The organism is Burkholderia alba (genome assembly GCF_034721475.1).
Lineage (GTDB): Bacteria > Pseudomonadota > Gammaproteobacteria > Burkholderiales > Burkholderiaceae > Burkholderia > Burkholderia alba.
This window is the reverse complement of record NZ_JAWJWL010000002.1, coordinates 129,756-148,398: the sequence shown is the minus strand read 5'-3', so window position 1 is coordinate 148,398 and position 18,643 is coordinate 129,756. Positions and strand designations below refer to the sequence as shown.

Sequence of the window (18,643 nt, the reverse complement as noted above, 5' to 3'; positions counted from 1 at the left end):
GGCGGCGCCTCGCAGGGTGCCCGCGCGGCGCCGCCGCGCGGGCATTGCAGCGTGCGGGTCATGACGACTTGCGCACGCGCAGATACCAGTCGCACAGGAGCCGCACCTGCTTCGGCGTATAGCCCTTCGCGACCATCCGGTTCACAAAGTCCTCATGCTTGCGTTGCTCCTCCGCCGAGCCCTTCGCGTTGAACGAAATGACCGGCAACAGTTCTTCGGTATTCGAGAACATCTTCTTCTCGATCACGACCCGCAGCTTCTCGTAGCTCACCCACGCCGGATTCTTCCCGGCGTTGGCCGCCCGCGCGCGCAACACGAAATTCACGATCTCGTTGCGGAAATCCTTCGGGTTGCTGATGCCGGCGGGCTTCTCGATCTTCTCCAGTTCGGCGTTGAGCGATGCGCGATCGAAGCTCTCGCCGGTATCGTGATCGCGGAACTCCTGATCCTGGATCCAGAAATCGGCGTACGTGACGTAGCGGTCGAAGATGTTCTGCCCGTACTCCGAATACGATTCCAGGTACGCGGTCTGGATCTCCTTGCCGATGAATTCCGCGTAGCGCGACGCCAGCACGTCCTTCACGAACGACAGGTACTTCTGTTCGATCTCGGGCGGGAACTGCTCGCGTTCGATCTGCTGCTCGAGCACGTACATCAGGTGCACCGGGTTGGCGGCGACCTCGGCCGAGTCGAAGTTGAACACGCGCGACAGGATCTTGAACGCGAACCGCGTCGACACGCCGGTCATGCCTTCGTCGACCCCCGCGAAATCGCGGTACTCCTGGTACGACTTCGCCTTCGGGTCGGTGTCCTTCAGGTTCTCGCCGTCGTACACCTGCATCTTCGAGAACAGGCTCGAGTTTTCCGGCTCGTGCAGCCGCGTGAGCACCGAGAATTGCGCCATCATCTTGAGCGTGCCCGGCGCGCACACGGCTTCCGCCAGCGACGAATTGCGGATCAGCTTCTCGTAGATGCGGATCTCTTCCGACGAGCGCAGGCAATACGGCACCTTGACGACGAAGATCCGGTCGAGCAACGCCTCGTTGTTGCGGTTGTTGCGGAACGCCTTCCACTCCGACTCGTTCGAGTGCGCGAGGATGATGCCGTCGAACGGAATCGCGCCGAACCCTTCGGTGCCCTTGAAGTTGCCTTCCTGCGTCGCGGTGAGGAGCGGATGCAGCACCTTGATCGGCGCCTTGAACATTTCGACGAATTCGAGCAGCCCCTGGTTCGCCAGGCACAAGCCGCCTGAATAGCTGTACGCGTCGGCGTCGTCCTGCGCATACTGTTCGAGCTTGCGGATGTCGACCTTGCCGACCAGCGACGAAATGTCCTGGTTGTTCTCGTCGCCCGGTTCGGTCTTCGCGATGCCGATCTGCCGCAGGATCGACGGATAGCGGCGCACCACGCGGAACTGGCGGATGTCGCCGTTGTATTCGTGCAGGCGCTTGACCGCCCACGGACTCAGGATGCTCTTCAGGTAGCGGCGCGGGATGCCGTACTGTTCCTCCAGAATCGGGCCGTCCTCGTCGTAGTCGAACAGGCCGAGCGGCGATTCGTTGACGGGCGAGCCCTTCAGCGAATAGAACGGCACGCGCTCCATCAGTTGCTTCAGGCGTTCGGCGATCGACGACTTGCCGCCGCCCACCGGGCCCAGCAGATACAGGATCTGCTTCTTTTCCTCGAGCCCTTGCGCGGCATGACGGAAGTACGCGACGACCTGCTCGATCACTTCCTCCATTCCGTAGAATTCGCGGAACGCGGGATAGACCTTAATGACCTTATTTGCAAAGATGCGCGACAAGCGCGGATCGTTGCGCGTATCGACCTGCTCCGGTTCCCCGATGGCTTCCAGCATGCGTTCGCCTGCCGCGGCGTACGCTGATGGATCGTTCTTGCAGAGCGCGAGATACTCCTCAAGCGAGAGTTCTTCTTCTCGCGTTTTTTCGAAGCGGTTCGCGAAGCTGCTGTAAATATCCATGCTACCTCCTCGCCTGAGTCTGAAGACGATCTTGCCTTCGTAAGATCACGCTGAAGCAGGACCGTTCGATTTCATCCTAAACCCATTTGCTTTTTTTTTCACGAACTACGTGGTGCTTTTGAGTATCGCTGGAAACGTGGCTTGGAAAGCATTTTTTGCTGCCCTACAATCTTCATCCCGATCTGCGCAAAGCAGCGCCGGGACTCTCTCTTCGGGCAGCGAATCGTCTTGTCCATTGGACAGTCGCGCAACACTACCGCCACGCTTCTCCTCTTCCTTCCATATACGCGCGACACGACGCTTGCGACGACAGAGGGAACCCTTCGTTACAATTTTTTTTTGCCGCTTCACCCTTACGTGCATACCCGCAGCGCGCGTCGCACGCCGTGCGGATACCTGCGCCGTCGACAGGGTCGAGAGCCGCGCGCGCCGGGATGGACGGCATTGTTCAGCGCCCGCGTCACGATCGGGGCAACGAACCGCGACTCGCGACGCCGCACAGACACAAACGCCCGCTGCAAGCGGGCGTTTGTGTCTGTGACAGCGAATTGGGGATAGATGCGCGCGATCAGAAGGTTTCCCAGTCGTCGCCGCCCGCCGTCTGCGCGACGCGCGGCGCCGAGGTTCGCGTGTCGTGCGCCGCGGCGGCCGGCACGGGCGGCATGGCGACCGGCTGCGCGGCGCGCGGCACGGACGGAGCGGACATGGCGGGCGCCGTGCGCACGGGCGCCGCGTGATGACGCGGCGCGGCAGTCTCGCCGACCTGGAACACCGCGACCGTCGCGCGCAGCCGCGCCGCTTGCTCCTCGAGCGACTGCGCGGCGGCGGCGGCCTCTTCGACGAGCGCCGCGTTCTGCTGCGTCACTTCGTCCATCTGCGTGACCGCGCGCGCGACCTGGTCGATACCGCTGCTCTGCTCCTCGGACGCGGCCGCGATTTCACCCATGATGTCGGTCACGCGCTGCACGGCGCCGATCACCTCGCTCATCGTGCGCCCGGCCTCGTCGACCAGCGTCGAGCCGCTGCGCACGCGTTCGACCGAGGTGTCGATCAATTCCTTGATCTCCTTCGCCGCGGCCGACGAACGTTGCGCGAGACTGCGCACCTCGCCCGCCACCACTGCGAAGCCGCGCCCTTCCTCGCCCGCGCGGGCGGCCTCGACGGCCGCGTTCAGCGCGAGGATGTTGGTCTGGAACGCGATCCCCTCGATGATCGCGATGATATCCGCGATCTTCGTGGAGCTGTGGTTGATGTCGCCCATCGTGCCGACCACCTGCGCCACCACCGTATTGCCCTTGTTGGCGATCTCCGAGGCGTTCGCGGCGAGCGCGCTCGCCTGGCGCGCGTTGTCGGCGTTCTGCTTCACGGTGCTCGTCAGCTCCTCCATGCTCGACGCGGTCTCCTGCAGCGCCGCCGCCTGCTCCTCCGTGCGCGACGACAGGTCGACGTTGCCCGCCGCGATCTGCTTGGCCGCCGTCGCGATCGATTCGCTGCCGGAGCGCACCGAGCGCACCGTCTCGACTAGGCTCGCCTGCATCTTCGCGAGACCTTCGAGCAACAGGCCCATCTCGTCGCGGTTGCGCACGACGATCGGGCGGCGCAGCTCGCCCGCCGCGATCGCATCGAAATGACCGAGCGCGTCGGCGAGCGGCCCCGTGATCGCCCGGCGCAGCGTCAGATACGAAAAGAGCGCCGCGGCGAGGCCCACGACGAGCGCCGCGAGGGTCACCACGCGGGTGGTCTCGAACACGCTCTGCGCGTGCCTGAAGCCGCTTTCCGCCTGGCTGAACTGGAGATTGCGCAGCGCCTCGTCCGCGATCGCGAGATCGTTGAACACGACCTGCAGGTTTTTCGCGCCGTCGACGATCTTGTCTCGATCGTTCGCGACGACGATCGGGCCGAACGCGTCGAACGCCTGCTGTGCGATCTGCCGCTTCGCGACGACCTCCTGCGCGAGACGATCTTCGTCCGCGTCGCGCGGCAGATCGAGATATTTCTTCCACCATGCATCGGAAATCGCGCGCATCTGGCGCGCGCGGTCGAGCGTTGCCGCCACCTCGGGCGTACCCGCGAGCAGCGCGGCGCGGTCGAGCGCCAGCCGCTCGCGCGCGGCGAACAGTTCCGCGACCGCGATGTCGACCGCGCTCGGCATCTGATTCGTGAAGGTATCGCGATTGGCGTCGTTGGCCCGGCTCATCCCGATCAGGCCCAATGCGCCCAGCACGCAAAGGAGGCCCGAAAGGAACGCCATGGTCACGCCGATACGCGCCCTGATCGTCAAGTTCTTCAGCATGTGTTTTCCTGTGGCGCATCGTGTGGACGCGACAGGCCGGCATGTCCGGCCCGTCACGCGGAAGCAAACGCTTCACTAGTTGCGTTTACGGCGCTAAACAGGAAGACTTAATGCGATTTTTAACCGTATGAATAATAATTCACGCCACCGAACCGCCAATCGAAACAATATCTTTCTATCTGCTTTCGATTGCGGTGCGGCGGCCCGGATCACGCGCCGAGTTCGGCGAGCGTCGGAATCGACGGCTGCGCGCCCGCGCGCGTGACCGACAGCGCGGCGGCCCGCTGCGCGAAGCGGATCGCCCGCTCCGGGTCGTCGCCCGCCGCGATCCGCGCGGCGAAGCCGCCGATGAAGGTGTCGCCCGCCGCCGTGGTGTCGACCGGCTCGACCTGCGGCGCGGCGTAATGACGCGCGGCGCCGTCGGCCGTCAGCGCGAGCGCGCCCTGGCCGCCGAGCGTGATCAGCACGTTGCGCGCGCCCGCCGCCTGCAGCGCCCGCGCGGCCGTCTCGGCATCGGCGGGGTTGCGCACCGGCAGCCCCGTCAGCGCGGCGGCCTCGACTTCGTTGGGAATCAGGTAGTCGATCAGCGGCAGCCAGTCGGCCGGCAACGGCTCGACGGCGGGCGCCGGGTTCAGCACGACGGTCTTGCCGAGCCGGCGGCCGGCGTCGAGCGCCGCCTTGACAGTGTCGAGCGGGGTTTCCAGCTGGCAGATCAGCACGTCGGCGGCCGCGAAGGCCGCTTCGTGCCGCGCGACCGCCTCCGGCGCCAGTTCGCCGTTGCCGCCCGCGGCGATCACGATCGTGTTCTGGCTGGCATCGTCGACGACGATCAGCGCGACGCCCGTCGCCGCGCTCGGGCTGGTGGCGAGCGCCGCGCAGTCGATCCGCTCGGCTTCGAGCCCGGCTCTCAGCGCGTCGCCATGCGCGTCGGCGCCGACGCAGCCGAGCATCGCCACCCGCGCGCCGAGGCGCGCCGCCGCGACGGCCTGGTTGCCGCCCTTGCCGCCCGCCGCCTGCGCGAAACTACGGCCCGCCAGCGTTTCGCCCGGCTTCGGCAGCCGCGGCGAACGCATCACCAGATCCATGTTCAGACTGCCGACGACCAGCACCCGGCCGGCGCCGCGCGGCGCCGTATCGTTCTTCACTTCAGTCATGCACCATATCCGGACGCCGCCGGCTCCACATACACAGCGGTCGATTCCCGCAATACCAATCGCGGCGACACCACGCGCCGCCGCTTCGGCCCCGTCGACGCGCCGCCGCTGATGCGCTCGATCAGCGTCTGCGCGGCCATTTCACCCAGCGCGCGCACCGACTGGCCGACCGTCGACAGCGCCGGATACGTGTACCGGGACAGTTCGATGTCGTCGAAGCCGATGATCGAACAGTCGGCCGGCACGCGAATGCCGCGCTCGGCCGCCGCCCGCAGCGCGCCGATGCCCATCAGGTCGTTGCCCGCGAAGATCGCGCTCGGCCGCACCGAGTCGAACAGGCGCGCGGCGGCATGATAGCCGCCCACGCAGGAAAAATCGCTTTCGGCGATCGCGCCCGGCACGATGTCGATGCCGCGCTCGGCCATCGCGCGGATGAAACCGTGCACGCGCATCGCGCTCACGGCGGTCGCGACCGGCCCGGTGATGCAGCCGATCTTCGCGTGGCCCAGCTCCAGCAGATGGCGCGTCGCGAGGTACGCGCCCCGCTCGTGGTCGATCTGCACCAGATCGGCCGCGAGCCCTTCGATGTTGCGGTCGACGACCACCAGCGGTTCGCGCGAACCGGCGAGCGTATGCGCCAGTACCGCGTCGTCGCCCGCCGACGCGATGATCAGCCCGTCGATGCGCTTTTCCTGCAGCACGCGCAGGTAGTTGCGCTGCTTCGCGGGATCGTCGTCCGAATTGCAGAAAAACACGCAATAGCCGCTCAGCGCGCACTGGTCCTCGATGCCGCGCGCCAGCTCCGCGAAATACGGATTGGTGCTGTTCGGCACCACGAGGCCGATAGTGGCCGTCGCCCTCGCCTTCAGCGAGCGCGCCACCGCCGACGGCACGTAGTTGAGCTGGCGGATCGCCCGCTCGACTTTCGCCCGCACGTCGGCCGACACCGGCCGCGAGTTGTTCACCACGTGCGATACCGTGGTGAACGACACGCCGGCGATGGCCGCCACATCCTTGATCGTCGCCATTCCCGTTTCTCTCTGGTTTGTTGTTCTTCCCGCGCGCTAGGTGCGAGCGCGCCGGCTGCGATAGGTGTCGAGCACGACCGCCACGACGATCACCGCGCCGGTGATGATGCGTTTGGTCGGCTCGTTCGCGCCGATCTGCGCGAGCCCGGCCGCCAGCACCGAGATGATCAACACGCCGAAAAACGTGCTGATCACCGATCCGCGCCCGCCCATCAGGCTCGTGCCGCCGATCACGACCGCCGCGATCACCTGCAGTTCGAGACCGACGCCCGCATTGGGATCGGCGGCCTCGAGCCGCGAAATCTGAAAGAGCGCGGCCAGTCCGGCCAGCGCGCCCATCAGCGCAAACACGAGGATTTTATACGGGCGCGGGTTAACCCCGGCAAGTCGCACCGCTTCCTCGTTGGTCCCGATGCCGATCAGATAGCGGCCGAACACCGTGCGCGTGAGCACGAACTGCGCGGCGATCATCACCGCGACCGCGATCAGGAACGCGGGCGAAATCCCGAGCGCGATCGGATTCGACAGGAAATCGAACGCGTCGCCGATGTACGCGGTGCGCGAATTCGTGAGCTGGTACGCGAGCCCGCGCGCCGCCTCGAGCACGCCGAGCGACACGATGAACGACGGAATCCGCCAGCCGACCGTCACCGCGCCCGTCAGCGTGCCGGCCGCCGCCGCGGCCGCCATGCCGAGCAGCGCGGCGGGCAGCGGCCCCCACTGCCACTTCAGCGCGGCGACGCTGACGACCGATGCCGCGAGCGCGAGCACCGAGCCGACCGACAAGTCTATGCCGGCGATGATCAGGATGAAGGTCATGCCGACCGACATCACGACCAGGTCGGGAATCTGGTTGGCGATCGTGCTGAAGGTGTCGTAGGTGAAGAAATGCGAGCTGAGCGTCGAGAACAGCGCGATCATCGCGACCAGCGCGCCGGCCAGCCCGAGATAGTTGGAGAATGCGGAGCGGGCGAGCGACGGCCGCTTCGCGGCGGCCGGAGCGGGCGACGGAGCGCCGACGTCGCGGCCGGACACGGGAGGTTGATTCATGACGAATGTCCTGTAACGGAAGCCCCTGCGCTCGGGGCAGGCTGGGTGGCGCCGAGGGCGTGCAGTTGCGCGTCGCGGCGCGCGTAGCCGGCGAACGCGGCGGCCAGCAGCGCGTCCTGCGTCCAGTTGCCGCGCTCGAACACCGCGCTCATCTGCCCGGCCGACATCACGCCGATCCGGTCGCAGATCAGCATCAGCTCGCGCAGATCGCTGGACACCACGACGAGCGCGCGGCCTTCGCGCGCCAGCGCGCCCATCAGCGCATAGATGTCGAATTTCGCGCCGACGTCGATCCCGCGGGTCGGCTCGTCGAACAGCAGCACCGCCATGTCGCGCGCCAGCCAGCGGCCGATCACGACCTTCTGCTGATTGCCGCCCGACAGCTCGCCGACCGGCTGCGCCGGACTGTGCGCGCGAATCCGCATCGCATCGATCTGCTGCTGCGCGAGCGCCGTTTCGCGCCGCGTGTCGACGACCCCGCCGCGCGCGACGCGCGTCAGGTGCCCGAGCGACACGTTCGCCGTGATCGACTGCGGCAGCAGCAGCCCTTCGCCCTTGCGGTCCTCGGTGATCAGCGCGATGCCGTGCCGGACCGCATCGACGGGCGAGCCGATCCTCACCGGACGCGGCGGCGTGCCGACCGACACGGTCCCGCGCTCGGCCGCATCCGCGCCGTAGATGAGCCGCAGCAGCTCGGTGCGGCCCGCGCCGATCAGCCCGGAGATGCCGAAGATCTCGCCCGCGCGCACGTCGAACGACACGTCGCGCACCGCCTGGCCGCGCGTCATCCCCTCGACCTTCAGGCAAGGCGCGCCGATCCGGCGCTCGCCGAGATCGATCCGCTCGCCGATGTCGCGGCCGACCATCAGCGCGACCAGCCGGTCGGTCGACAGATTACCCATCCGGTCGACGTGGACCAGCTTGCCGTCGCGCAAAACGGCCACCCGCTCCGCCACCCGCGCCAGTTCCTCGAGCCGGTGGGAGATGTAGACGAGCGCGACGCCGCGCGCCTTCAGCCGGTCGATCTGCTCGAACAGCAGTTCGACCTCGCGCGCGGTCAGCATCGCGGTGGGCTCGTCGAGGATCAGCAACCGGCAGTCGCCGATCAGGTTGCGGGCGATCTCGACCATCTGCTGATGGCCGATGCCCAGCGCGCCGACCGGCGTGTCGGGGTCGATCGCGTCGAGCCCGACCTGGGCCATCGCAGCGCGCGCGTCGTCGCGCAGACGGCGGCGGTCGATCACGCCGAAGGTCCGGGGCAGGCGGTTGAGGAAAAGATTTTCGGCGACGGTGAGGGTCGGCAGCAGGTTGAGTTCCTGCATCACCATCCGCACGCCGAGCGCTTCCGCCTGGGTGCGGCTCGCGGGCGCATACGGCGCGCCGCCGAGCTGCATCGCGCCGGCGGTCGGCGCGACGAGGCCGCCCACGATCTTCGAGAGCGTGCTCTTGCCTGCGCCGTTCTCCCCCGTCAGCGCCAGCACCTCGCCCGGATAGAGCGACAGCGCGACGTCCGCCAGAACCGGCTCGACATAGGTCTTGCCGATCCCGGTGACGGTCAGCACGGGGGTCGTGGATATTGAATCTGCTACGGTCGAATCCATCGCGATCCTGTTTCGCGGTTCACGCTTGCTGCGCTGCCGCGCCTCGATGCAAGGACGGGGGACGCGAGGCGGCCGTCGTTACGCTCACTTCGGATAACGGCCGTCCGGCGTCGATCTTGAGCGGCGCGCGCGGCTGCGCGGCGCCGCCCCCGCTTACTTCCGGGTCACGAGATCGACCGGCGTCTCGACGACGCCCGACATCTCCGACTGCTTCTTGTGCTCGGCGAGCGCCTTGAGCGCTGTGTCGATGCCGAACACGGCCTGCTTCGCCGCGTACTGATCGGCGGTCGCGAGCACGCGGCCGTCCTGCAGCATCGGCTTGATCGCGTTGATGTTGTCGTAGCCGACCACGTACACCTTGCCCTGCTTGCCGGCCGCGCGCACGGCGGACACGGCGCCGATCGCCATGTTGTCGTTGCCCGCGAGCAGCGCCTTCAGGTTCGGGTACTCGTTGAGCATCGCGGACGCGACCGCGTTGCCCTTGTCGATTTCCCATTCGCCCGACTGCACCGACACGACCTTCGCGCCGGCGGCCTTCATCGCATCCTGGAAGCCGGCCGTGCGCTGCTGCGCGTTGGTGGTGGTCGACACGCCTTCGATGATGCCGACCTGGTCGCCCGCCTTCAGCTTCTGCGCGAGGAAGTCGCCGACTTTCTTCGCGCCCTTGCGGTTGTCGGGGCCGACGAACGGCACGTTCAGGTTCTTCGACTTGAGCACGTCGGGATCGAGGCGATTGTCGATGTTGACGACGATGATGCCGGCATCGACGGCCTTCTTGACGACCGGCACCAGCGCCTTCGAATCGGCGGGCGCCAGCACGATCGCGTCGACCTTCGACACGATCATCTGCTCGACGATCCTGATCTGGTTCGCGGTGTCGGTTTCGTCCTTGATCCCGTTCGTGATCAGGTCGAACTGGCTGGCATTGTGTTTCTGGTAGTCCTTCGCGCCGGTCTCCATCGTCAGGAAGAACTCGTTGGCGAGCGATTTCATGACGAGCGCGACTTTCGGCTTGCCCGCGCCCTGCGCGTGCGCGGCGGAAAACGGCGTGACGGCGGCGGCCACGCAAACGATCGTGGCGGCCAGTACGCGACGGCGGATAGCGAAATCCATGCAACTCTCCTAGCTATGGTTGCCCGGCGGAACCGGGTGTCGTTTTAATGTTGAGCAAACGTTTGCGCAACGCAGCCCGATGGTGACCTTTTTTGCTTCGGATTCACTGTGGAGTTCCTGCGGAAAAGGTCGACAACGTGAGATTGGCTGCGCGAGCCGCGCATCCCGGTCCTTCTCGTTGATCTCGGGAAGCGCCTATGCTGGACTTTTATCGCGTTGCGCGCAACGAAATCGGCGTGATTTAAGGGTTTATTCGGAGGTGCATGGAGACGCCGGAGGGCCGCCCGGCAGGCTTGAGCGTCAGCGCGCAGGGTTCTTCCGCGCACGGTTGCCGATGTCTGACGCGGCCGCCCTTTCAAGCCGCCGCGGCAACAATCGCAGCGCCGTGGCGAGCGGCGGCGGCCGGCCGGATCGGCGAAGACACCGCACGTGAGCCGCGCCCCGGCGATTCGACTGCGCCGGTATCTTGCCCGCCGCGCGCGGCGCCGCGTCCGGATAGTCCGTTTCGCGACGCGATTCCTTCGCAGACGGCGCTCCACACCATCACACCGCCTGCGGCGCCATGCCCCGGCCGGCGCGTCCGTTCAGACGGCTTCCCGCAATTGCGCGGCGATTTCCGCCTCGGTCAGGTGCGGCGCGAACATCTCGATGAGCCGGTACGCGTACGCGCGCAGGAACGCGCCCTTGCGCAGGCCGACCCGGGTGGTGCTGGCTTCGAACAGATGCTGGGTGTCGAGCGCCACCAGTCCGGTGTCGCGCTGCGCGTCGTACGCCATCGCGGCGACCACCCCGATCCCCATCCCCAGCTCGACGTAGGTCTTGATCACGTCGGCGTCGATCGCGGTCAGCACGACGTCGGGCACCGCCCCCGCCTGCGCGAACGCCTGATCGATATGCGAGCGGCCGGTGAAGTCCTGGTCGTAGGTGATGATCGGATATTCGGCGATGTCGTCGAGCGAGAGCGCCTCGCGCCCGACCAGCGGATGCCCCTTCGGCACCACCACCACGTGATGCCACGAGTAGCACGGGAACGTGACGATGTCCGGATAGCGGTCGAGCGCCTCGGTCGAGATGCCCAGATCCGCTTCGCCGTTCAAGATCATCTGCGCGATCTGCTGCGGGCTGCCCTGGCGCAGCGCCAGATGCACCTTCGGGTACACGTCGGTGAACTGGCGGATCACTTTCGGCAGCGCATAGCGCGCCTGCGTGTGGGTGGTCGCGACCACCAGATGGCCGCTGTCCTGGTCCGCGTACTGGCGCGCGACCCGGCGTAGGTTCTCCGCGTCGAGCAGCATCCGCTCGATCAGCTGGTGCACCGCCTTGCCCGGCTCGGTCAGGCCCGTCAGCCGCTTGCCGCGCCGGATGAAGATGTCGACGCCGAGTTCGTCCTCGAGATCCTTGATCTGCTTCGACACGCCCGACTGCGACGTATACAGCACGTTCGCGACTTCGGTCAGGTTCATGTTCTGGCGCACGGCCTCGCGCACGAAGCGCAATTGCTGGAAGTTCATGGGTATGCCTCTTAGGCTATGTCTTTGTTGGTCTGAAATCTCTGCGGCGCGCGGGTATCACGGCGCCGGAAACACGCGCACCGAGCGCGGCACGGCCGTCGCGCCGTCGCCCACGCTCAATGCCAGCGACCGCCATGCGTCGCGGTCGAGTTCCGCCTCGAGCACGCCGCCCGCGCGCGCCTCCAGCTCCACCCGCACCGAGCCGCCGAGCGGCACGACCCGGCGCACGTCCACCTCGATGCCGTCGCGGCGCGCGTCGGCCCGCGCGACCAGTTGCAGGTCGTGCGGCCGCACGTACGCCAGCGCCGGTCCGGCGAAATCGGCGTCGACCGCGAGCGCCTGCGCCGCGCCTTCGGCCACGAAGCCCTGCCCGCTCACCGTGCCGGGCAGCCGGTTCGCCGCGCCGAGGAATTCGTAGACGAACGCGCTCTGCGGGTGATCGTAGACGTCCTGCGGGCTGCCGACCTGCTCCACCCGGCCGTGATTCAGCACGACGATCCGGTCCGCCACCTCGAGCGCCTCTTCCTGGTCGTGCGTGACGAAGATCGTCGAGATATGCAGGTCGTCGTGCAGGCGCCGCAGCCAGCTGCGCAATTCCTTGCGCACCTTCGCGTCGAGCGCGCCGAACGGCTCGTCGAGCAGCAGCACCTTCGGCTCGACCGCGAGCGCCCGCGCCAGCGCGATCCGCTGCCGCTGGCCACCCGACAACTCGGAAGGATAGCGCTGCGCGAGCCAGTCGAGCTGCACCAGCTTCAGCAGATCGTGCACCTTGTCGCGGATCGCCGCCTCCGACGGCCGCTCCTTGCGCGGCTTCACGCGCAGGCCGAACGCGACGTTCTCGAACACGGTCATGTGCCGGAACAGCGCGTAGTGCTGGAACACGAAGCCGACCTGGCGCTCGCGCGCGCCGACCTGTGCCACGTCCTGGCCTTGCAGCACGACTTGCCCGCCGTCCGCGTATTCGAGCCCGGCAATCACGCGCAGCAGCGTGGTCTTGCCGCAGCCGGACGGTCCGAGCAGCGCGACCAGCTCGCCCGGCGGAAAATCCAGCGACACGTTGTCGAGCGCGGTGAAATCGCCGAAGCGTTTTTGCAGATTACGAACGATGATGCCCATCTTGTGTGCCTCTTTACGATTTCGACGATGCGACGGCGGTCGCGGTCGCGGGCGCGCTGTCGCGCGCGCCCGCGAGTTCGGCCGACAGGTGGCGTTCGGCCAGCAGCTTGAGCGCCAGCGTGACGAGCGCGAGCAGCGCCAGCACCGACGCGACCGCGAAGGCGGCGGAGAAGTTGTATTCGTTGTAGAGAATCTCGACATGCAGCGGCATCGTGTCGGTCTGGCCGCGGATATGGCCCGACACCACCGACACCGCGCCGAATTCACCCATCGCGCGGGCATTGCACAGAATCACGCCGTACAGCAGCCCCCATTTGACGTTGGGCAGCGTCACGCGGCGGAAGATCTGCCAGCCCGACGCGCCGAGCACGCGCGCCGCCTCCTCCTCGTCGGTGCCCTGCGCCTGCATCAGCGGAATCAGCTCGCGCGCGACGAACGGGAACGTGACGAAGATCGTCGCGAGCACGATGCCCGGCACCGCGAAGATGATCTGGACGTCATGATCCTGCAGCCACGGGCCGAGCCAGCCCTGCGCACCGAACAGCAGCACGTAGACCAGCCCGGAAATCACCGGCGACACCGAGAACGGCAGGTCGATCAGCGTCGTCAGCAGCGCCTTGCCCTTGAATTCGAACTTCGCGATCGCCCACGACGCGCACACGCCGAACACGAGGTTGAGCGGCACCGCGATCAGCGCGACCGTCACGGTCAGCTTGATCGCCGACCACGCATCCGGATCGGCGAGCGATTCGACGTAGAAACCCACGCCCTTGCGCAGCGCCTCGACGAATACCGCGGCGAGCGGCACGACGAGGAACAGCGCGAGGAACACCAGCGCGATGCCCGTCAGCAGCCAGCGCACCGCGCGCGGCTCGCTGACCGGATCGAGCCGGCCGCGGGCGAGCTCGCCGGGCGCGGGGCCGGGCGAAGGGGATGGCAGCACGGCGGTCGTCTCCCGGCTCATTGCGCACCTCCGCCGGCGACGGCGCCCGCCGCGACAACCGGCGCCGGGCCGCTCGCGCCGCGGCTCGTGCGGCGCTGCAGGTACCACTGCACCGTGTTGATCAGCAGCAGCATCAGGAACGACACCACCAGCATCACGACGGCGATCGCCGTCGCGCCGGCATAGTCGTACTGCTCCAGCTTCGTGATGATCAGCAGCGACGTGATCTCCGATTTCATCGGCACGTTGCCGGCGATGAAGATCACCGAACCGTACTCCCCGAGCGCGCGCGCGAACGCGAGCGCGAAGCCCGTCAGCAGCGCGGGCAGCACGGCGGGCAGCACGACGCGGCGGAAGGTGAGCCAGCGCGATGCGCCGAGGCACGCGGCCGCCTCCTCCAGCTCGCGCTCGAAATCCTCGAGCACCGGCTGCACGGTGCGCACCACGAACGGCAGGCCGATGAAGGTCAGCGCGACCAGCACGCCGAACGGCGTGAACGCGATCTTGATGCCGAACGGCGCGAGATACTGGCCGATCCAGCCGTTGGTCGCGTACACGGCCGCGAGCGAGATGCCCGCGACCGAGGTCGGCAGCGCGAACGGCAGGTCGACGATCGCGTCGACGATCCGCTTGAACGGAAACGTGTAGCGCACCAGCACCCACGCGACCAGGAAACCGAACACCGCGTTGATCAGCGCGCCGCCCAGCGCCGCGCTGAAGGTCAGCCGGTAGGACGCGAGCACGCGCGGCGAGGTGGTCGCGGCAACGAACTGGTCCCACGTGAGCGTCGCGGTTTTCAGAAAGGTGGCGGCAAGCGGGATCAGCACCACGAGGCTCAGATAGGCCACCGTGATGCCGAGCGTCACGCCGAATCCGGGCAGCGCGCTCGGCTTGCGGAAGGTGAACGTCGTCATGCGAATTGCTCTTCCAGGGTGATGCACATGGGATTCATCGGCCAACAGGCGCGCCGTGCGGGCGCGCCTGTTGGCCGTGTCGTGTTATGCCGGCGGCGACAGCCTGCCGCCGGTGCCGCTTCTTATTGCGGCTTGTAGATCGAATCGAACACGCCGCCGTCGGCGAAGTGCGTCTTCTGCGCGTTGGTCCATCCGCCGAACGTATCGTCGACCGTGTACAGCTTCAGCTTGGGAAACTGCTTCGTCAGCGCGGCCGGCACGTCCTTCGAACGCGGCCGGTAATAGTTGCGCGCCGCGATTTCCTGGCCCTGCGGGCTGTACAGGAAGTTCAGATATGCGTCGGCAAGCTTGCGGGTGCCCTTCTTGTCGACCACCTTGTCGACCACCGCGACGGGCGGCTCGGCGAGGATGCTCACCGACGGCACCACGATTTCGAACTTGTCGGGGCCGAATTCCTTCAGCGACAGGAACGCCTCGTTCTCCCACGCGATCAGCACGTCGCCGATGCCGCGCTGCACGAAGCTCGTGGTCGCGCCGCGCGCGCCCGAATCGAGCACGCCGGCGTTCTTGTAGAGCTTCGTGATGAAATCCTTCGCCGTCTGCTCGTTGCCGCCCGGCTTGTGCTGCGCATACGCCCACGCGGCCAGGTAGTTCCAGCGCGCGCCGCCCGACGTCTTCGGGTTCGGCGTGACGATCGACACGCCCGGCTTCACCAGGTCGTCCCAGTCCTTGATGCCCTTCGGATTGCCCTTGCGCACCAGGAACACGATCGTCGACGTGTACGGCGACGCGTTGTCCGGCAAGCGCTTCTGCCAGTCCTTGTTGATCAGCCCCTTGTTCGCGAGCGCGTCGATGTCGTACGCGAGCGCGAGGGTCACCACGTCGGCCTGCAGCCCGTCGAGGACCGAGCGCGCCTGCGCGCCCGAGCCGCCGTGCGACTGCTTGAAGTTGACCGTTTCCCCCGTCTTCGCCTTCCACTCCTTGCCGAACGCCTGGTTGAAGTCCTGATACAGCTCGCGGGTCGGGTCGTACGACACGTTCAGGAACGTGGTGTCCGCCATCGCGTGCGACACGACGCCGAGCGCTGTCGCCGCGCCGAGCGCGAGTGTTGCAATCAGGCGGCGTGCGCCGCTGGCTAGCCCCGTGTTGCGCTTGACCATCCTTGGTTCTCCAGGTGTGTGGTGGGTTCGGTTGCTTATTGAGATGTCGGGCCAGTCTAGCGAACAGCTTTCATCATTAAAAATAATCGTTATTCATTTTTTAATACTCAAAAGTGGTAACGAAGGCGGGGTGTGCGGTTCGGGCGGACGGAGCGGCGTTCCGGCGGCGCGGAGTCGCGCCGGAATCGTCGCGATAGCGACGAACTTCAAGTAACACTTGAATTTCGACGAACACTGTATAAAAATACAGCTCACTGTCTATCCATACAGTCATGCCATGATCAAACTCACCGCCCGCCAGCAGCAAGTATTCGACTTGATCCGTCGCGCGATCGAGCGCTCCGGCTACCCGCCCACCCGCGCGGAGATCGCCGCCGAGCTGGGTTTCAGCTCGCCGAATGCCGCCGAGGAACACCTGCGCGCGCTGGCGCGCAAGGGCGTGATCGAGCTGGCCGCGGGCGCGTCGCGCGGCATCCGCCTGCTCGGCATCGAAGACACGCCGTATCAATTCACGCTGCCGCACGCGGGGCTGATGCAGTTGTCGCTGCCGCTCGTCGGGCGCGTCGCCGCCGGTAGCCCGATCCTCGCGCAGGAACATATTTCGCAGCATTACGCGTGCGACCCCGCGTTGTTTTCGAGCAAGCCCGACTACCTGCTGAAGGTACGCGGGCTGTCGATGCGCGACGCCGGCATCCTCGACGGCGACCTGCTCGCCGTACAGAAGCGGACCGAGGCGAAGGACGGCCAGATCATCGTTGCGCGGCTGGGCGACGACGTCACGGTGAAGCGCCTGATGCGCCGCCCGGGCGGACTCGAACTGATCGCCGAGAACCCCGACTACGAAAACATCTTTGTCAAAGCCGGGAGCGCCGAATTCGCGCTCGAAGGCATCGCCGTCGGGCTGATTCGCTCGGGCGAACTCTAACCGCCGGTTATATCCGCCTGTCCGCCTGGATCTGGAGAACACCATGGAACGCCTTGCCCGTCTGCTGCCTTTCCGCCAATTCGGCCGTCTGCGCCATCTTCGCGGCCGCATGCCGTGCGCGCCGCTCGCCGCCGCTCATCCCGCCAGCGCGGCCGAACCGGAGCAGCAGCCCGAGCAAGCGTCGCTGCTGCTGTCCGCGATGCCCGCCTTCGCGCGCGTCTCGCTGAATGCCGCGCTCCATCATGCGGAGCCGGCTCGCCGGGCGCCGGTACGGGTGTATCACGGCCCCTCTCGGCTGATCATGATCGGAACCATCGACGCGGTCTGCCGGATGATCGATCGCTGCATCGCCGAGGAACGTTCCACTGTCCAACAGGGTCTCTGACTACGGAACCGTTCTTGATGGAGGCCGTTTGAACTTGCCTGCGAGCCGGCCCAGCCGGCTCAAACCGATTCTGATTACCGCGCTGATCGCAGCCGTCATCGCGGCCATCCTCTATGCCTACGCGTCACCGTACCTCGCGCTCAAGCGTCTGAAGCAGGCGGTCGATGCGCGCGACGCGCAAGCCATCAGCGCATATGTCGATTTCCCCGCGCTCAGGACAAGCCTCAAGCAGCAGGTCACCGAGGAGTTGATGCGGCGAATCGATGCGCAGCAGCGCGACAATCCGCTCTCCATCATCGGTGCGCTGATCGGCTCCGCGCTGATCGGACCGCTCGTCGATGCCTATGCGACGCCCGACGGCGTCGCCGCACTGATCAGCGGCATGCCGCCGCGCGGCCAGCCCGGCGAACAGCCGCCCAAGCTCGGCGCCGGCGCGCCCGCGCAAGCGAGTCCGCCGGCGGACTCGCCGCCGGCCGCCGCCTCCACAGCACCCGCCAGTTCGCAGCCGGGCGACGACGACGCTACGCGGAACACGTCGCCGCAAACCAGCGCCGGTTACCGGAATATCGATGAGTTCGTTGTGACGTATCAACGCAACGCCGGCGGCACCCGCTATGCAGCGATCTTTCATCGCAGCGGGCTCTTCATGTGGAAGCTGTCGGCAGTCGACCTGCAACAGCACTGAGATGGGCGGCCGCTCACGCATGACGGCGGCCGGCGACGTGGCGAGCCATCGCCGGCCCGCGTCAGGCACGGGCCATCGGGATCAAGTCCGGAACCGGTTCAATTTACGCGATCGGCGCGCTGCTCGCCCGGGCCGCGACACGCCGGCTCCGCACCATCCGTCGTTCACGGCTTAATGACCGGCCGCGGCCGCTTCCTTCGCACTCTCCGCGCGCTGCTCCGCCGGTGACGAACAGGCGACCAAGATGCTGCACGAGATGCGGTCGAGCAATTGCGTATTGCCCGAGCCCATCCACCAGCGAGACAGGCCGCTGCGGCAACGGTGTCCCACCACCACGAGATCCACACCGAGCTGGGTCGCCAGATTGGCGATCTCCTCGATCGGGTAGCCGAACGCGAAATGGCCCTCGGCGTGTACGCCCCGCTCCGTCAGCCAGTTCACCCCCTCCTGGAGGATTTCCCGCGCCGATTCCTCGAAGCGGCCGCATGCGACGTCCGTGAGCAGGCCCGCGCTCTGCGCGATACTCGAGCGCATGTCGACCACCGACAGCAGATGCGTCTCGGCTTTCAGCTCCAGCGCCAGATCGGCGCCACAGCGCAGCGCCTTGCGGCCTTCGAGGCTTCCGTCGTAACACAGCAAAATTTTCTTGTAGCTAGCCATAGTGCCTCCCAGTTGCGACAACGCCGCCTACGACTCAATCATGGTGCGCCGCACTTCCATATGCAAGGATGGAAAACGCTGATGGGTCCGGCCCTGCGAATCCGCGATGATGCAATGCACGAAG

Annotated in this window: 16 protein-coding genes; 3 read left to right on the top strand and 13 right to left on the bottom strand. The window is 66.8% G+C overall.

All coding sequences use genetic code 11. The features are described 5' to 3' along the window. Positions 1-58: 58 nt before the first annotated feature. The 12 genes from RZR99_RS02520 to RZR99_RS02465 form a co-directional block, all read right to left on the bottom strand. On the bottom strand, positions 59-1,981 hold the full coding sequence (locus RZR99_RS02520) for a PrkA family serine protein kinase (protein ID WP_323118163.1): 1,923 nt from the start codon (positions 1,979-1,981) through the stop codon (positions 59-61). A gap of 568 nt (positions 1,982-2,549) precedes the next feature. Next, positions 2,550-4,274, bottom strand: coding sequence for a methyl-accepting chemotaxis protein (locus tag RZR99_RS02515; RefSeq protein WP_323118162.1), 1,725 nt, complete (start codon positions 4,272-4,274; stop codon positions 2,550-2,552). Positions 4,275-4,483: 209 nt separating this feature from the next. Further along, positions 4,484-5,428: a ribokinase gene (rbsK, locus tag RZR99_RS02510; protein ID WP_323118161.1), complete on the bottom strand. Its 945-nt coding sequence runs from the start codon at positions 5,426-5,428 to the stop codon at positions 4,484-4,486. Then, positions 5,425-6,456 carry a LacI family DNA-binding transcriptional regulator gene (locus RZR99_RS02505; protein ID WP_323118160.1) on the bottom strand — a complete coding sequence of 344 codons (1,032 nt, stop codon included), beginning with the start codon at positions 6,454-6,456 and terminating at the stop codon, positions 5,425-5,427. Before RZR99_RS02505 ends, rbsK begins: the two co-directional genes overlap by 4 nt. 36 nt (positions 6,457-6,492) lie before the next feature. Further along, complete coding sequence (locus RZR99_RS02500; RefSeq protein WP_323118159.1) at positions 6,493-7,506, bottom strand: ABC transporter permease; 1,014 nt, start codon at positions 7,504-7,506, stop codon at positions 6,493-6,495. Further along, positions 7,503-9,107, bottom strand: coding sequence for a sugar ABC transporter ATP-binding protein (locus RZR99_RS02495; RefSeq protein WP_323118158.1), 1,605 nt, complete (start codon positions 9,105-9,107; stop codon positions 7,503-7,505). Before RZR99_RS02495 ends, RZR99_RS02500 begins: the two co-directional genes overlap by 4 nt. Positions 9,108-9,260: 153 nt before the next feature. Further along, positions 9,261-10,220, bottom strand: a complete 960-nt coding sequence (locus tag RZR99_RS02490; protein WP_323118157.1) for a sugar ABC transporter substrate-binding protein — start codon at positions 10,218-10,220, stop codon at positions 9,261-9,263. 584 nt (positions 10,221-10,804) lie between these two features. Next, positions 10,805-11,731 (bottom strand): CysB family HTH-type transcriptional regulator, encoded by a 927-nt coding sequence (locus RZR99_RS02485; RefSeq protein ID WP_323118156.1) that lies wholly within the window; start codon positions 11,729-11,731, stop codon positions 10,805-10,807. A 57-nt stretch (positions 11,732-11,788) separates the two neighbouring features. Further along, positions 11,789-12,847, bottom strand: coding sequence for a sulfate/molybdate ABC transporter ATP-binding protein (locus RZR99_RS02480; RefSeq protein WP_323118155.1), 1,059 nt, complete (start codon positions 12,845-12,847; stop codon positions 11,789-11,791). 13 nt (positions 12,848-12,860) lie between these two features. Next, positions 12,861-13,811: a sulfate ABC transporter permease subunit CysW gene (cysW, locus tag RZR99_RS02475; RefSeq protein WP_323118154.1), complete on the bottom strand. Its 951-nt coding sequence runs from the start codon at positions 13,809-13,811 to the stop codon at positions 12,861-12,863. Then, positions 13,808-14,704, bottom strand: coding sequence for a sulfate ABC transporter permease subunit CysT (gene cysT, locus RZR99_RS02470; RefSeq protein ID WP_323118153.1), 897 nt, complete (start codon positions 14,702-14,704; stop codon positions 13,808-13,810). The genes cysW and cysT overlap by 4 nt, the downstream gene beginning before the upstream one ends. Before the next feature lie 122 nt (positions 14,705-14,826). Next, the gene (locus RZR99_RS02465) at positions 14,827-15,864 is read right to left on the bottom strand and encodes a sulfate ABC transporter substrate-binding protein (protein ID WP_323118152.1); all 1,038 of its coding nucleotides are present in this window, start codon (positions 15,862-15,864) and stop codon (positions 14,827-14,829) included. A gap of 277 nt (positions 15,865-16,141) precedes the next feature. On the opposite strand from RZR99_RS02465, the gene lexA reads away from it, so the two are divergent. Genes lexA through RZR99_RS02450 form a run of 3 tightly spaced genes read left to right on the top strand, consistent with a single transcriptional unit; the run spans position 16,142 to position 17,859 of the window. Then, positions 16,142-16,789, top strand: coding sequence for a transcriptional repressor LexA (gene lexA, locus RZR99_RS02460; RefSeq protein ID WP_323118151.1), 648 nt, complete (start codon positions 16,142-16,144; stop codon positions 16,787-16,789). Positions 16,790-16,832: 43 nt separating this feature from the next. Beyond that, positions 16,833-17,174: a hypothetical protein gene (locus RZR99_RS02455; protein WP_323118150.1), complete on the top strand. Its 342-nt coding sequence runs from the start codon at positions 16,833-16,835 to the stop codon at positions 17,172-17,174. A 28-nt stretch (positions 17,175-17,202) separates the two neighbouring features. Continuing rightward, complete coding sequence (locus RZR99_RS02450) at positions 17,203-17,859, top strand: DUF2939 domain-containing protein (protein WP_323118149.1); 657 nt, start codon at positions 17,203-17,205, stop codon at positions 17,857-17,859. Positions 17,860-18,030: 171 nt separating this feature from the next. On the opposite strand, the gene RZR99_RS02445 is transcribed toward RZR99_RS02450, so the two are convergent. Continuing rightward, a complete protein-coding gene (locus RZR99_RS02445; RefSeq protein WP_323118148.1) occupies positions 18,031-18,519 on the bottom strand; it encodes a universal stress protein in 489 nt (162 codons plus the stop codon). Between the last annotated feature and the right edge of the window lie 124 nt (positions 18,520-18,643).